Below are 14152 nucleotides of genomic sequence, written 5' to 3'. Positions count from 1 at the left end.
GCGACACCGATTTTGTCTCTGAAAATAGACTTGGGGCTTGCGAGAGAAATGGAGTGGTTTCAAAGAACGAACCGTACCCGCACGGAGCAGATCAGGATATCAGAACGCAAGAACGAAGAACTTGGTGGCCTTCGTGTCTGCCGCAGTCAAACGCGCCGCAGGCGGACGGGGGCAGAGCCCCCATCCGGTCGGACGGCGCCAGCCGTTCGACACAAGGGCCGGACTGGCGCCCGGCCCGGAAAGGCTTACCCGAACATGTCGGTGGTGATGCCTTCGTACCAGCCGATGCTTTCTTCGTAAGTCGCCTTGCGCAGCGCTGCGTCTTCGCCGGTCTGGCTCACAAACCCATCGACCTTGGCGATCTTTTCGTCGGTCGCCTCATAGGTGGCACCGACCTTCACGCCGTCATTGGTCTCGATGAGAGACCAGCAGGTGTTCGAGAATTTGGCCGGGAACACGCGGCTTCCGGTCAGCGCCCCGCGCACCGCCATCGCGGCCACCTTGGCCTGAGAGTTGGCCGAATAGCCGGATTTCGGCATGTCGCCCTGGTTGGTGGCATCGCCGAGGATGTGGATGTTCTCGTCCATCCGCGACTGCATCGTCTGCGGCACGACAGGTGCCCAGTTGCCTTCAGTCAGACCTGCCGCGTCACAGATATGACCCGCCTTTTGCGCGGGGATGACGTTTACCACGTCGGCATTCACCGTCTCGCCATCGATGTCGACCGTCATCGCCGCAGGATCGACGGTCACGTTACCGCCGCCGAAATCCGGACCGATCCGGGTAATCATGCCGCCATAATGCTTCTGCCAGCCTTCCTCGAACAGCGCCTGCTTCGAAAAGCTTTCCTTCGGGTCGGCGATGATGATCTTGGCGGTGGGGTTCGACGTGTTCAGCACATGTGCCACCATCGAGATGCGCTCGTACGGTCCGGGCGGGCAACGGTACGGATTGGGCGGGGCGACCATGACAAATGTGCCGCCTTCCGGCATCGCTTCGATCTGTGCCTTCAGAAGCTCGGTCTGGCTGCCGCCCTTGTAGGCATGCGGCATGGCGTTTTGCGCATTCAGATCCCAGCCCGCAACCGATCCCTCGACGAAATCAATGCCCGGGCTCAACACCAGCCGGTCATAGGGCACCGACCCGCCACCGGCCAAGGCAACCGTTTTCGCGTCGCGATCCACACCCGTGGCCCAGTCGTGCACAACGTTGATTCCGTACTCTGCGGCCAGTGTTCCGTACGAATGCTCGATGCTGTCCAGTTCGCGGAAGCCGCCGATGTAAAGGTTCGAAAAAAAGCAGGTGTAGTAGCTGCGGCTCGGTTCGATCAACGTCACATCGATCTCGCCCTCGCTGTCCTTGGCGATGTAGCGCGCCGCGGTGGCGCCTCCGGCACCGCCACCGACGACCACGACCTTGGGCTTCCCGTGCCCCGCCGCATGGACTATCGGCGCGGCAAGCGTTGAGGCTGCGGCGACGCCGGTGCCCACGAATTCACGTCTGTTCAGTTTCATATCATTCCTCCCTGGAATACTCGAAAAAATCAGGTGCGATCTGTGTCTGGCGTCCTCTCGCCCTAGTCCAGATTACCAAAATACGCCGCCAATGCAGCAATCTCTTCTGCGGACAATCGGCCCGCCATCATTTGCATGACAGGATGCGGACGCAGCTTTTGCTTGTAGGCGTGCATCGCGATCACGAAATCCTCGGTGGGCCATTGCGTGATTGACGGGATGCCTTCGTCGGTGCCGTCCTGCTGGTGGCAGGTCTTGCATTCGCTTGACAGGTATTCGCCGTAATCCGTGTCCCCCACAATGGCGAGGATATCGTCCGGCAATTCGACCTCGCGCGCCTGCGCAGTGGGTGCGGCTTCGGGAATGTTCTGCGGGCTGGCCGAGAACTGGCGCAGGTAGGCCAGAATATCCGCTCGGTCCTGTTCCTCCTCAAGACCCGCGAAATTCATCCGTGTTCGCGACACGAGCGCTTTGGGGTTCTCGAGGTAGGCGTTGAGAGTCTCGAGGTTCCAGGTCAGACCATCCGCGCCCATCATCGACATGTCTTCGGAGTATTTGAACCCTTCATGCGCGCCTGCCCGGCGACCGAAGATGCCGTTCAGATGTGGACCGATGCCGTCTTGCGCCCCCTGCCCGATCTTGTGGCAAAAGCTGCATTGCCCGAACACGGCCTTGCCCTGTTCCGGGTCGCCGAACTCCAGCCCATCCGCGACGGCAACCACGGTGTCCTCTTCGGGTTCTGACTCCGCTGGTGACTCAATGACTGGCGTGGGTGCCAAAGCGGCCTGTCGCGCGGCCTCGGCCTCTTCCTGCGCCGCAACCAGAGCGGCTTCAAGCTCGGACAATTTGGCCTCAAGTTCAGAGACTTGCGCGGCCTGTTCGGAAAGGGAAGCACTTCGGGCTTCGACTTGCGCAAGGCGATCGGTCAGTGCCGCGAGTTCGGCATCTCGATGGTCTCGGGCCGTCCAGCCATAGGCGGTGCCAAGGACCAAAGCCACGCCGCCCAGTACCGAAAGGATCATGCCCGATGACTGTGCCATTGTACCTACACCAACAGAACCTTCGACAGTCGCGACGCGCTGCAGGACAATGCCGCGCCGCGCAAAATCACCTTATTCGAACGTCGACAGATATGCAGTAACGGCTGCAATATCGTCTTCCTTCTTCAATCCGGCAAAGCTCATCTTGGTGCCCTTGGCATAACCGCGCGGGTCGGCGAGGAAGCCTGCAAGCGCTTCTTCAGTCCATACGCCGTCCATCTCAGCCAGCGTCTTGGAGTATCTGAACCCGTCCACGGACGCGATATCGGCACCTAAAATGCCATTCAGTATGGGGCCGGAGCGGTTCTTTGCCCCCTCGCCCACTTGGTGGCAGGCTTTGCACTTGCCGAACACCTTCTCTCCGGCTTCGACAAGTGCGGGATCGACCGCAGGTTCCGCCGCAGCCGCGACCTGAACAACCTCGGCTTCCCCGGTGTCGGCCGACGCCTCGTCCTCTGGGGTCACGTTCAGCACAGACGCGCGCATCGTGATTTCGACGCTGTCCTTGCAGTCACTCATGCAAGGCTCGGTCCGCCACTGGGCATATTCCGCCTCAGCGCGATCATCGATGATGAACCCGTCCGCGTTCGGCATTTCGACGTCGAGGAAATTCTCGTTCGACAGGACGAAATCGTCTTCAACGAGAAAGTTCGAGTAGAGGATGTAGGCGACGATGGCGTAAACCTCGTCATCGGTCAGCGTCTGCGCGCTGCCATAAGGCATGGAGCGGTGGACGTAGTCCCACGCGGTGGACAGGTACGGCCAGTAGCTTCCGACCGTCTTCACCGGGTCTTCATCCGCCAAGGTGCCTTCACCGCCGGCCAGTTCTGGCCAGTTGTCGACACCTTCCGCGAATTCCCCGTGGCAGGCTGCGCAATTGTCGGAGAACAGCATCTCCCCGTCAGCGACAGAACCGGAGCCGACAGGCAGGCCCTGACCATCCGGGCGAATATCGACATCCCAGGCAGCGATCTCTTCTGGCAGTGCTTCGCGGCCCAGACCAAGTTTGCCGTTTGCCAGTGCCTCGGTTGTGAGCACCGCCGTGGATGCAAGAAGCGCCGCGCCTCCGATCAGTTTAGGAAACTTCGACATTTTCTGCCTCCCCGTTCGGCATCACGTGCCACGTCTGAATACAATTGTTGTGGTAGATCGAATTCTCACCACGCACTTCGCGCAGCTGATCCTTCGTCGGCTGGACATAGCCGGTCTCGTCCATCGCGCGGGCCTGCAGCAGCATCTCTTCGCCGTTCCACTCGGTATCGAGGTAGAAGCGCGTCAGCGCCATTTTCTCGCCCGGCTTGGCTAGGCGTGCGGTCTCCCACGTGACACCGCCATCCTTGGACACATCCACGCGCGTGATCGCACCGTGGCCCGACCATGCAAGTCCGGTGATCACCAGCGAGCCGTGGCCGTGTGTGATCGGTGCTTGCGGGCTGGGCGAGGTGATGACGGATTTCGCGTCCATCACCCATGTCCATTTGCGGCTGGTGCCATCTTCCAGCGTATCGGTGTATTTCGACGTCTCTTCCCGGCTTTCGACGGGACCGTCCATCACTTCGATGCGGCGCAGCCATTTGACCCAGAGGTTGCCTTCCCAGCCCGGAACGACAAGGCGCACCGGGTAGCCGTGTTCTTTACGCAGCGCTTCACCATTTGCCTTGAAGGCAACAAGCACATCGTCGAGCGCTTTTTCCATCGGGATCGACCGCCCGTTCGAGGACGCATCCGCGCCTTCGACATAGACCCATTTGTCTGCCAGATCGCCAGCAGCCCCAAGACCCGCTTCGTTCAGGATCGTGCGCAGCGAGACGCCGGTGTATTCCATATTGTGGATCATCCCGTGCGTGAATTGGGCACCATTGAGCTGCGCCCCCGCCCATTCCATGCCGGTGTTCGCGGCGCATTCGCAGAAATACACATGGTTCTCGCGCGGGAAGCGTTCGAGGTCGTCATAGGTGAACACCAGCGGCGTATCGACAAGACCATTGACCATCAGGCGGTAGTCCTGCTTGCGCAGCTCGATCGCGCCCGAGTGGTGCCGTTCGAACGCACAGCCCTGCGGCGTGATCGTTCCGTCGAGCGCGTGGATCGGCGTGAAGTTGATCGAGCTTGTGGTGTCAGCGGTGAGCCATTCCACGTTGCGCCGGATCACGTCGCTTTCGTACTCGATGGGCAGACCATAGGGCGTGGCATCAACACCATCGCCGAAGACTTGCGCCCAAGGCTGTATCTCGGTGATGAGCGGATCAGGTGTTCCAGCACGTGCGGCTGCGCCCGCCGTCAGTCCTGCCGCTGCCGCAGCTGAGCCACGCAGAAACGCGCGGCGCGAGGGTTTGAGGATGTCAGACATGTCTCACACTCCGTTTGTTCAGGCGCCCACAACGGTGACGCTGTCGTTTTCGTTCACGGTGACGGTGCCGAGCTTTTTGATATGGTTCTCGACCACGTCCCAAATCTGCGGTCCTTCGGTGCCTTCATTCACGGACGCCCAGCCCGCGACGACGTAATTCTTCGCCGGATCGATGGCCTCGCCCGTGCGCAGCAGGGTCATGTCGCTGATGCGGTCGCCCTGCGGCTTGTTCACGTCGATCCGGTAACCAAGGCCACCGGTGCGCACCATGTCCCCGCCCTGCTGGTAATAGGGGTCGGGATTGAAGATGTTGTCAGCCACGTCTTCCAGCACGACCTTGAGGAATTCGCCCGTCATCTCAGTGCGATACGCCTCTCCGTAGGTCATTGAGGTGACGTTCCAGATATCTTCGCGGGTGATATCCTGACCGGGGATCAAACTCGGCCCCCAGCGCACGCCGGGCGACAGGGCGATATCGGCATCCCGTTCGCTGATGAGCGCGTCGCAGATCAGGTCGTCCCACGACCCGTTGAAGTTGCCGCGTCGATAGAGAAGGCTTTCGGTCTGACCGATCACCTCTTCAAGCTGATCCTTGAACGGCGCGCGTTGTTCGTCGATCAGCGCCGCCATTTCCGCATCCGGTTCGATCACGTCAGAGAAGATCGGGATGAGCTTGTGCCGGAAGCCCATCATGCGTCCGTTCTGCACGTCCAGATCGACGCGGCTGACGAATTTGCCGTTCGATCCGGAGGCAACGATGATTGTCTCGCCGATCAACACCGGTTCCGGCAGCGCGTCGTGGGTGTGACCGGACAGGATCACGTCGATGCCGGTAACGATGCTTGCCATCTTCTTGTCCACGTCGAAGCCGTTGTGGCTCAGGACGACGACAAGTTCGGCGCCCTGTCCGCGCACCTCGTCGACCATGGCTTGCATGTTCTCGTCACGGATGCCGAAGGAGTATTCCGGGAACATCCAGCGCGGGTTGGCGATGGGCATGTAGGGGAAGGCCTGACCGATCACGGCGATCTTCACGCCGCCCCGTTCGAAGAATTCGTAAGGCGGGAAAAGCTCGGCCGGTTCGTCCCATTCGGCATCGAAGATATTCTGGCCCAGCGCAGCATAAGGCAGTCCCTCGACAAGTTCGGCCACGCGATCCGACCCGAGAGTGAATTCCCAGTGGAACGTCATGGCGTCAGGGCGCAGGCCATTCATGACGTTGACCATATCCTGCCCCTCGGTGTGGAAACAGGTGTAGGAGCCGTGCCAGGTGTCGCCGCCGTCGAGAAGCAGCGCATCGGGACGGTCGGCGCGGATCGCGTTGACCACGGTGGCCACGCGATCCAGCCCACCCACGCGCCCATAAGCCTGGGCAAGGGAGGTGAAATCCCCAGAACTCAGCGCGTAGTGTGAAGGACTACCGTCGTCGATCCCGTAGAGCCTGCGGAAATCGGCGCCGGTCACATGCGGAACCGCCCCGCGGTTCTCGCCCACCCCGATATTCACCGACGGTTCCCGGAAGTAGATCGGCTTCAGCTGCGCGTGGATGTCCGTCACGTGGATCAGGGACACGTTGCCAAACGTGTCGAACTGCAAAAGCTGATCCTGCGTCAAAGCCTGCTGCGCCGCGAGCCGCGACCAGTTGCCAAAGCCCGAGGCCCCCACAAGCGCGGAGGCGGCCATGGACACCTGAAGGAAATCGCGTCGTGAAATCATGGAGTGAGCCTTTTTCGGTTTTCACCACACATTCGCATGTGTGAATGGGTTTTGGTCAAAAAACCCCGCGCCCTGTCCGAGCGCGGGGTCGAAGTGTTTAGTTACGAACCGACGGTGCTTCGACCGACAGGCCATTCCCGCGTGAAGCGACGTAAAGTTCCAGCGCGACAAACTCGGGAGACCCCGGGCTGTAGGTTTCGGCGCGCGTGTCACGGACGCAGCCTTTGAAGCGGCCATGCGCTGTGTTCAGCTTCGCGTTTTTCAGACGGTACACCGGGAAACCGTTGATCTGGCCCTGGCTGAGATGGTCTGCGCGAATGTAGTTGCCGTAGTTTTCCTCGTGGCAGCTTGCGCAAGACAGTTCGAGTTGACCGGTCCGGGTGTAGTAGAGCTCTTTGCCCTGCTCCCACGTTTCGGCCACCGGGCCGTCGATCGCAACGTTCACCGGCATGCCGCGGGACTGCACCGAGATCAGGGCTTCCATCGATGCCATCGGGACACTGTCGTACTTGTACGGCTCTGCGCCCATCTGGTTGGTGCGGCAATCGTTGATCTGCATCGCCAGCGTCCGGACTTCCCCGGCGCTTTCGTTCCACTTCGGATAGACTGCGCGAACGCCTTCCATCGACTCTGGCCCCTCGTGGCACGAGGCACACGCCTTTTCAGCCGACCCCTCGACAGTGTTCCACGCATCAATCGCCTGATCGACGAAAATCATGCCGGGGTTGTCGAAGTCGTCAAGCTGAAGCGCTTGCGTCTCGTCCGAGCGGAAATGCCAGCCGGACATGATCTCACTCACATTGTCCATGTGCTCGGGTGCTGCCGTCTTGGTGACCATTTCGATCTCACCATTGATGACCATCGTGTCATCATCCGCACCACCGGCAATCACCACCGGTGCTGCCATAGCAAGCGTCGCGCAGAGCGCCGTCATTGCTTTTAATTTCATACCTGTCCCTCCCTTAAGGCTCCTCACTGCGGTGTTGCGCAGCGGGTTTTGGCAGTCCTGCGCCGGATGTCCGGCGCAGGGCCAGGATCAGCCGATGGCGATCGCGTTGCTTGTTTCGTAGACCGAGCCGTCATCGTCGTACCACGTGAACTTGTATTCGCCCGCTTCTGGAACGGTCGCTTCGAATTCAAAGTACGGGTTCGTCGAAATCGCCGGTTCCATCTTCACGTCGATCACGTTCTGACCGTTGAAGTCGCATGTGAAGCGATTGATGATCGACCGCGGGATCGGGTTGCCGTCGCTGTCCTTACGCTGACCCGATTCCATCTGGTGGCTGATCAGTGTCTTGATGGTGATCGCGTCGCCTGCAGCGGCGGACTTGGGAACCTTGACGCGGGGTTTTACTCCGGAAGCCATGTTTTCTCTCCTGAAATCTGAATGTTGACCTTAGCCGCCGCAGCCGCCGATGGTGACCTTCACGGTCTTGGCGCTGCGGGCAAAGCTGCCGTCAGCAAGTTTCGCGATGGCGATCACATCCTGTGTGCCAGCAAGGCGAATACGCGTGCTTGCCGCCTGCGAGGCCGCCAGTGGTCCAAAGTTGAACGTGGCAACCGGAGGTGTCGGATTGCCTGCCGCCAGCACCATGATGGCCGAAGCGCCGGGGGCCGCCACTTCGATCGGCACTGTGTTACCATTCTCGGCAATTTCGGGCGCCGTAAGCTCTACACCCGCATCAGCCAGTTCAGCCCCGCCGGTGAATTCGTTCACCAAATCTTCGACCGCGGCATTGGCGCGGAACGGCAATACGAAGGTCAGCGCGGCTGCCCCACCGATGGCCAGGGTTTCGCGTCTCGTAAATTCCATTTCGTGTCTCCTAACTCAGATCAGAGATGTTTCAGCCGTCCTGAAGCGTCATCAGAAACGCCACGACATCTTCGACTTCCTGCGCCGTCAGAATGGGCGTCAGGTCTTCCTCTTTTGCAGCTTTGCCGGTGTATCCGTCACCCGGTCGAATAAAGCCGCTGGTCTTGTAGAAGGCCGGCATCACGCTGCCTTCAAAGGTCATCTTAGCGTTCGCCACGATGCCGCGCAGTTCTTCGGCGCTCCGGTAACCACCGACACCATCAAGGGTCGGCCCCACCTCACCGTGGAACGGCGCATCGCTTAGTGCAGTCACCGCGTGGCAAGCAACGCAGTTGCCCTTACCGCGATTGACCATGATGGCAGCGCCGTTTTCCGGATCGCCGGCTGCGCCGCTCAAAGACGCCTCAACCGCGCCGTATTCCGAGTATTGCACATCGCCGGGTGCGATGGGTTCCGCAAAAGCCGCGCCTGCACAAAGTGCAACGACAGCTGTAAGTCCTGTTAGCTTCATTGTCCCTCCCTTACCGTCCGGCAGTGAACCGGACTGACATATGGCTTTGCATACCGTAGGCTACCGGAGTTGATTCATGCAACAACAAATTCACAAAAGTGAATTAATGATTGTAATCGCCAGGTTTCAGTCGAAGCTTCCGTTGTTTCGCTCCTGGATCATCCGGGCATGGTAGCGCTGAAAATCCTCTCCGTTATCAAGAAGATAGCGCTTCTCGGCCACCCATGTGAACATGTCCAACGTGGTGCCTTTGCCGAACGCGCCGGGCATCACCGCGACGGATGCATCAAGCGCAGTCTGGTCCTCGAGCACCTCTTCCGGCAGGAAGACGATGTTTGGTGTGAACATGACGCGCCACTTCCGCGCCATGTCTTTCTCTGACAGCGTTTCACCATCGAAATCGGTGACCTCGATGTCCCCGTGCAGGTTCAGTTGGACGACAAAGTAGTTGTCCGCGATGAACTCGCTGATGCCTGCATCCGAGAACACGTCTTCATGCATCTTGGTGCAATAGATACAGCCGCGCTGTTCGAAGAAGAGAACCAGTCGTTTGCCCTCGGCATTGGCCTCGTCGAGGTCTTCGCGCAGGTCCTTGAAAGTGTCGCGCATCCATGGCTGCTTGTGAAGACCGTCATCGCCCAGTTCGGCGGCCGCCACCGGCACCGCCATGAGCAGCGCCACGGCGCCCAGTATCAAACGTCTCATCTTTTCTCCTCCTACGTTGTTCGCCCGCGATTCTCAGCCTACGGCGACCCATCCCGGGAACAGCCGCAGCATCGCGTCCGCGATCCAGATCACGCTATCGGTGGCGATCAGCACCGCAAACACAAGCAGCATCGCCCCCATAGCGGTTTCCACCTTGCCCAGCTTATCACGGTGTCGCGCCGTCCAGCGCAGAAAAGGTCCCGAAAACAGCGCCGCGATGACAAAGGGCAAAGTCATGCCAAGCCCGTACACCAGCAAGAGCAGCCCGCCCTGCACCACGTCGCCCATGCCACCCGCGATCATCAGGATCGACGCCAGCGCCGGGCCGACGCACGGCGTCCAGCCGAACCCGAAGGCAAGCCCCATGACATAGGCGCCAAGCCATGTCGTCGGCTCGGTACTGCTTTCAACGCGCGCTTCGCGATACAGGATCGGAACCCGGATCACGCCCAGAAAATGCAGTCCGAAGACTGCCAGCACCGCCGCCGCGATGTAGCGCAGCGGTTCGCGATAGTCGGCAAACGCCTGACCCACAGCCGTAGCGCCCATGCCCAGCAGGACGAAGATCGTCGTCACGCCGAGCGCGAAAAGACAGGCCGACAGCACCAGATTCCAGGCGATTCCACGGGGCACGTCTTCGTCCCCGCGCAATTCGTTCATCGATATTCCCGCCATATAGCACAGGTAAAACGGCACCATCGGGAGGATGCAGGGCGTAAAGAAACTCAGAACACCCGCTAAAGCCGCACCTGCAAATGAAATATCGAACACGGGGCGAGATTCCTTGAATTATTCACATATTCAGATTAGGTGTTTTGTTCAGACCCAGTCAATTGAAGTATGATGCACCTGTTGAAACCCCTGATATTCGCCGCCTCGGTATCGGTGCTTGCAGCTGGTACAGATCATGCTGTGGCCGAACCGCAGCTGATCATGGTCGATCAACCGGGTTGCATCTACTGCGAACGCTGGGAGGCCGAGATCGGCCCAGCCTATCCCAAGACGGCAGAAGGTCAGTTCGCACCGCTTCTGCGCGCGGACTTGCGGGAGGGACCCCCAGATGGTGTATCCTATGCGCGCCGCGTGACCTTTACGCCGACCTTCATCCTCATCGAGGATGGCACAGAGCTTGCCCGGCTTGATGGATACCCCGGAGAAGATTTCTTTTGGCCGCTGCTGACGCGGCTCTTGACCGAAAACACGGACTTCGCGTCCCAAAAACCGGCCGAAACGGTCCAGAACTAAAGGCACGTCATGGCACTTCCGCAACTCAGCCCTGACCTGAATGACGATGAACTTGATCGGATCGCCGACAAGGCGGCCACGGCATCGAACTTTCTCAAAGCGATCAGTCACGAAGGCCGACTGATGATTCTCTGTCATCTGGTGACGGGTGAGAAATCGGTGACAGAGCTTGAAGAGCTTCTTGCCGCGCGGCAGGCCGCCGTGTCGCAGCAATTGTCACGCCTTCGCCTCGAAGGGCTGGTCATCCCGCGCCGCGAGGGCAAGACCATCTACTACCGGCTCGCCGACGATCGTCCCCGCAAGATGCTGGAATGCGTCTACGAACTCTTTTGCCAGGACGACTGACCGCGACAGTACTTCCGTATTGAGTCGTTTCTGACCCAGCTGCATACTGCTGGTGGGAGCCTGTCTGGGGAGGACAGCGAAAATGCTGGAGACTGTTCCAGAGGCCACATTGGTGGCCTGCGTTGGCCTATTCGGCGGTGTGTTGCTTGGGCTGGCGGCACGGCTTGGCCGGTTTTGCACGCTCGGGGCCATCGAAGACATTCTATACGGCGGGTCCGACACACGTCTGCGCATGTGGGGTATGGCCATTGGCACCGCGATTTTCGGCAGTTTCGCCCTCATCGCCTCGGGCGGTTTCGAGGCTGAAAGTAGCGCCTATCTGTCCGTTCAATGGTTGCCTTGGGCGTCAGTGATCGGTGGGCTGACCTTCGGATACGGCATGGCGCTGGCGGGCAACTGCGGCTACGGCGCGATTGCGCGTCTGGGTGGCGGCGACCTGCGCAGCTTTGTCATTGTCCTTGTCATGGGGGTTGCCACATACGTCGTCCTGAGCGGCCCGCTTGCGCCAATCCGCGCGGCCCTTTTCCCGCAGACAGAACTTTTGCCGGGCGCAGCGCCTCCCGGGTTTGCGCATCTTGCCTCGAACGTGACTGGCCTTTCAACGCACGGGATTGGTATGGCGATTGGCCTCGTAATCTTCGCCCTGTCGGCCAAATCCAAGGACGTCTGGACCAGCCCCAAGAATGTGTTTTGGGCGGTTGTCGTCGGACTAGCCGTGATCAGCGGATGGGCCGGTACCGCATGGGTGGCCCGCACCGGGTTCGACGATATCGCGGTGGTCTCCCACAGTTTTGCGGCACCGCTCGGCGAGTCCATTCTGTGGTGGATGACTGGCTCCGCACGCCCCATCAGCTTTGCCGTCGGATCCATCGCGGGTGTCTGGCTTGGCGCGTTTATCGGATCCCTCATCAAAGGGCATTTCCGGTGGGAAGCCTGTGAAGACCCGCGCGAATTGCGGCGGCAGATCTTCGGCGCAGCGCTCATGGGTGCGGGCGCGGTGGTGGCAATGGGTTGCACCGTCGGTCAGGGCATCAGCGCGTTCTCCACGCTGGCCTACAGCGCACCGGTGACCTTCGCGAGCATCTTCGCGGGCGCGGCCTTTGGCCTCCGGCAATTGATCGTCGGATTCCGCCCCGCAGAATAAGGCATCTTAAGGGCAACCGTTGCGAAAGAATCACGCTTGGCTGCATTTTTGGTACGCCGATTCAGTCGAGCGGAATTTCGCCTGCAAAAACGCCCGACCTCGGGTACCGTGACAAAAAACAATAAGAGCAGGCACGCGGGAAAATGGGAACGGCTTACAATGGCACGTTCGTCATCTCCTGGTCGCAGACAACCATCGACACGCTTCAGGCGGCTCCGACCGAGTTCCTGAAAGTTGGCGCCGCATGGAGTTGGACCGGAGAGGCGGTACGGGTGGACGGCCCGAACGATCTTTTGAGATTAGAGGAAGCGGAAGGCGAAGCGGAACGGCGAAAAAGCGCAGCACGTATGGTGCGCCGGTTGGTTGGCGAAGCGCTCGATGAGGCTGGCACGGCAAGCATCCTGACGCCAGACTTTCCAATCGCGGACAAATGTTTTGTCCTGACCGATGGCGGCCAGACCTATACGGTCACGCTGATCGATTCCTGTCCGCGCACACCGCCGCTGTTGATGTTCCTCAACAATGTTCCACCGCGCGATCACGACCTGTGGGTCGTGCACACGACGCTGTCCAACCAGGTCACGCAAACGGATGCCGAAAACAACGGCGCGGTCATCTGCTTCACGCCCGGGACCCAGATCCTCACACCGCAAGGGGTCAAACGGATCGAAGAGTTGCGCGAGGGTGATTACGTACAGACCAAGGACAACGGCCAGCAAGAGATCCAGTGGATGGGGGCCCGCCGGATGAGCGGGGCGCGCCTGTTCGCGATGCCGAAACTCCGCCCGATCCGCATTCGCGCCGGTATCTTCGGCCTTGATGAGCCGGACGAGGACCTTCTGGTCTCGCCCGAACACCGGATGCTGGTGAAAGGACGCGTCGCGCTTGATCTGTTCAATTCACCCGAAGTCCTCGTCGCGGCACGCGACCTTGTCGACCATGACAAGGTGTCCGTGGACCTGTCGGTCCGGGAAGTCACCTACGTGCACATGCTTTTGCCGCAGCACGAGATCGTCTTTGCAAACGGCGTTGAGTCGGAAAGCTTTCACCCGGCCAACGCCGCGCTTTCTACGCTCGACGCGCATGACCGGTCGCGCTTGTCCGAGATGCTGCCGTCGGTGGAGAACAACCCGCAAAGCTACGGGAGCTATGCGCGTCGGAACCTGTCTGCCTCTGAGGCCGCGATCCTTTTGCACGAAGCTGCCTGACGCTGCGCACCAGCGTCAGTCGAACACTTCGCCCGGCTTCACACCCCAATACGTGCCTTTGCGCGCCCAACCGCGATAACCACCGGCAGACAGTTCACACCAGTTCACGTCGCATTTGCGCACTTCGGCGACGACGCCAAGCTTGAGCTGTGCGTTGACCTGAGATGTCGAATCCGGCTTGGCGTACAGGTTCAGCGTGTCGACCTCGACAAGGGCCGTCCGCACGCCGGACAGCAGCGCATAGTGCACCCAGCCCCCGGCCCCATCCCGATCTTGAACACGTCGCCAATGGCCGTGCTCCGCCGTGATCTGCAACGGCATGTTTCGACGCTTGTAGACCCAGTCGATCCGGTGCGACAGCGACGGACCGCGCCGCACATTACCCTCCGCGGCTTTCATCGACACGAAACGCGGGAGCGGCAAATTGGTCACCGATCCGCGGTCTCCCGCCGAAAGATCGGTCGGCCAAAGCAGGCTCAGACCAAGCGCGGCTGACAGAAGCCCGCCCGTCAACGTCTTTACAGACAACCCAATCATGGAATGCGCCTCAAATTGCTCGGT

At 60.3% G+C, this 14152-nt stretch carries 16 protein-coding genes; 4 read left to right on the top strand and 12 right to left on the bottom strand.

Annotated features, from left to right (window positions below):
• Window positions 1–245: 245 nt before the first annotated feature.
• From BUA42_RS03430 to BUA42_RS03380, 11 genes are all read right to left on the bottom strand, one after another.
• Window positions 246–1514 carry an NAD(P)/FAD-dependent oxidoreductase gene (locus BUA42_RS03430; protein ID WP_072776269.1) on the bottom strand — a complete coding sequence of 423 codons (1269 nt, stop codon included), beginning with the start codon at window positions 1512–1514 and terminating at the stop codon, window positions 246–248.
• 62 nt (window positions 1515–1576) lie between these two features.
• Window positions 1577–2236: a c-type cytochrome gene (locus tag BUA42_RS03425; RefSeq protein WP_245818963.1), complete on the bottom strand. Its 660-nt coding sequence runs from the start codon at window positions 2234–2236 to the stop codon at window positions 1577–1579.
• A gap of 390 nt (window positions 2237–2626) precedes the next feature.
• Window positions 2627–3646, bottom strand: coding sequence for a c-type cytochrome (locus BUA42_RS03420; protein WP_072776268.1), 1020 nt, complete (start codon window positions 3644–3646; stop codon window positions 2627–2629).
• Window positions 3630–4904 (bottom strand): sulfite dehydrogenase, encoded by a 1275-nt coding sequence (gene soxC, locus BUA42_RS03415; RefSeq protein WP_072776267.1) that lies wholly within the window; start codon window positions 4902–4904, stop codon window positions 3630–3632. The genes BUA42_RS03420 and soxC overlap by 17 nt, the downstream gene beginning before the upstream one ends.
• An 18-nt stretch (window positions 4905–4922) precedes the next feature.
• Window positions 4923–6620, bottom strand: a complete 1698-nt coding sequence (gene soxB, locus BUA42_RS03410; RefSeq protein WP_072776266.1) for a thiosulfohydrolase SoxB — start codon at window positions 6618–6620, stop codon at window positions 4923–4925.
• Window positions 6621–6717: 97 nt separating this feature from the next.
• Window positions 6718–7569, bottom strand: a complete 852-nt coding sequence (soxA, locus tag BUA42_RS03405; RefSeq protein WP_072776265.1) for a sulfur oxidation c-type cytochrome SoxA — start codon at window positions 7567–7569, stop codon at window positions 6718–6720.
• An 87-nt stretch (window positions 7570–7656) separates the two neighbouring features.
• Window positions 7657–7986: a thiosulfate oxidation carrier complex protein SoxZ gene (gene soxZ, locus BUA42_RS03400; RefSeq protein ID WP_072776264.1), complete on the bottom strand. Its 330-nt coding sequence runs from the start codon at window positions 7984–7986 to the stop codon at window positions 7657–7659.
• Window positions 7987–8016: 30 nt separating this feature from the next.
• Window positions 8017–8433, bottom strand: coding sequence for a thiosulfate oxidation carrier protein SoxY (gene soxY / locus BUA42_RS03395; RefSeq protein ID WP_072776263.1), 417 nt, complete (start codon window positions 8431–8433; stop codon window positions 8017–8019).
• Window positions 8434–8464: 31 nt separating this feature from the next.
• Window positions 8465–8944, bottom strand: coding sequence for a sulfur oxidation c-type cytochrome SoxX (gene soxX / locus BUA42_RS03390; protein ID WP_072776262.1), 480 nt, complete (start codon window positions 8942–8944; stop codon window positions 8465–8467).
• Window positions 8945–9070: 126 nt separating this feature from the next.
• Window positions 9071–9649 (bottom strand): thioredoxin family protein, encoded by a 579-nt coding sequence (locus BUA42_RS03385; RefSeq protein WP_072776261.1) that lies wholly within the window; start codon window positions 9647–9649, stop codon window positions 9071–9073.
• Between the two features lie 33 nt (window positions 9650–9682).
• Window positions 9683–10420 (bottom strand): cytochrome c biogenesis CcdA family protein, encoded by a 738-nt coding sequence (locus BUA42_RS03380; protein WP_072776260.1) that lies wholly within the window; start codon window positions 10418–10420, stop codon window positions 9683–9685.
• 72 nt (window positions 10421–10492) lie between these two features.
• On the opposite strand from BUA42_RS03380, the gene BUA42_RS03375 reads away from it, so the two are divergent.
• The 4 genes from BUA42_RS03375 to BUA42_RS03360 all read left to right on the top strand — a co-directional run bounded on the left by BUA42_RS03375 (window position 10493) and on the right by BUA42_RS03360 (window position 13591).
• Window positions 10493–10894 carry a thioredoxin domain-containing protein gene (locus BUA42_RS03375; RefSeq protein WP_072776720.1) on the top strand — a complete coding sequence of 134 codons (402 nt, stop codon included), beginning with the start codon at window positions 10493–10495 and terminating at the stop codon, window positions 10892–10894.
• A gap of 9 nt (window positions 10895–10903) precedes the next feature.
• The gene (locus BUA42_RS03370) at window positions 10904–11239 is read left to right on the top strand and encodes an ArsR/SmtB family transcription factor (RefSeq protein WP_072776259.1); all 336 of its coding nucleotides are present in this window, start codon (window positions 10904–10906) and stop codon (window positions 11237–11239) included.
• Between the two features lie 82 nt (window positions 11240–11321).
• The gene (locus BUA42_RS03365) at window positions 11322–12383 is read left to right on the top strand and encodes a YeeE/YedE family protein (RefSeq protein WP_072776258.1); all 1062 of its coding nucleotides are present in this window, start codon (window positions 11322–11324) and stop codon (window positions 12381–12383) included.
• A 143-nt stretch (window positions 12384–12526) separates the two neighbouring features.
• Complete coding sequence (locus BUA42_RS03360; protein WP_072776257.1) at window positions 12527–13591, top strand: Hint domain-containing protein; 1065 nt, start codon at window positions 12527–12529, stop codon at window positions 13589–13591.
• A gap of 15 nt (window positions 13592–13606) precedes the next feature.
• Here BUA42_RS03360 and BUA42_RS03355 read toward each other — a convergent pair whose 3' ends face one another.
• Window positions 13607–14128 carry an SH3 domain-containing protein gene (locus BUA42_RS03355; protein WP_072776256.1) on the bottom strand — a complete coding sequence of 174 codons (522 nt, stop codon included), beginning with the start codon at window positions 14126–14128 and terminating at the stop codon, window positions 13607–13609.
• Window positions 14129–14152: the final 24 nt, after the last annotated feature.

The sequence above is a fragment of the Marivita hallyeonensis genome, from assembly GCF_900129875.1.
GTDB classification, from domain to species: domain Bacteria; phylum Pseudomonadota; class Alphaproteobacteria; order Rhodobacterales; family Rhodobacteraceae; genus Marivita; species Marivita hallyeonensis.
Note: the sequence above shows the minus strand (reverse complement) of the source record. Positions and strands in the feature narration are given on the sequence as shown.

Bases quoted from the DNA above. Each gene is read 5' to 3' on its own strand.
- soxZ (WP_072776264.1), bottom strand. From the start codon at position 7,986: ATGGCTTCCGGAGTAAAACCCCGCGTCAAGGTTCCCAAGTCCGCCGCT.
- soxC (WP_072776267.1), bottom strand. From the start codon at position 4,904: ATGTCTGACATCCTCAAACCCTCGCGCCGCGCGTTTCTGCGTGGCTCA.
- BUA42_RS03355 (WP_072776256.1), bottom strand. From the start codon at position 14,128: ATGATTGGGTTGTCTGTAAAGACGTTGACGGGCGGGCTTCTGTCAGCC.
- soxY (WP_072776263.1), bottom strand. From the start codon at position 8,433: ATGGAATTTACGAGACGCGAAACCCTGGCCATCGGTGGGGCAGCCGCG.
- BUA42_RS03360 (WP_072776257.1), top strand. From the start codon at position 12,527: ATGGGAACGGCTTACAATGGCACGTTCGTCATCTCCTGGTCGCAGACA.
- BUA42_RS03430 (WP_072776269.1), bottom strand. From the start codon at position 1,514: ATGAAACTGAACAGACGTGAATTCGTGGGCACCGGCGTCGCCGCAGCC.
- soxX (WP_072776262.1), bottom strand. From the start codon at position 8,944: ATGAAGCTAACAGGACTTACAGCTGTCGTTGCACTTTGTGCAGGCGCG.
- soxB (WP_072776266.1), bottom strand. From the start codon at position 6,620: ATGATTTCACGACGCGATTTCCTTCAGGTGTCCATGGCCGCCTCCGCG.
- BUA42_RS03370 (WP_072776259.1), top strand. From the start codon at position 10,904: ATGGCACTTCCGCAACTCAGCCCTGACCTGAATGACGATGAACTTGAT.
- BUA42_RS03420 (WP_072776268.1), bottom strand. From the start codon at position 3,646: ATGTCGAAGTTTCCTAAACTGATCGGAGGCGCGGCGCTTCTTGCATCC.
- BUA42_RS03375 (WP_072776720.1), top strand. From the start codon at position 10,493: ATGCACCTGTTGAAACCCCTGATATTCGCCGCCTCGGTATCGGTGCTT.
- BUA42_RS03385 (WP_072776261.1), bottom strand. From the start codon at position 9,649: ATGAGACGTTTGATACTGGGCGCCGTGGCGCTGCTCATGGCGGTGCCG.
- soxA (WP_072776265.1), bottom strand. From the start codon at position 7,569: ATGAAATTAAAAGCAATGACGGCGCTCTGCGCGACGCTTGCTATGGCA.
- BUA42_RS03365 (WP_072776258.1), top strand. From the start codon at position 11,322: ATGCTGGAGACTGTTCCAGAGGCCACATTGGTGGCCTGCGTTGGCCTA.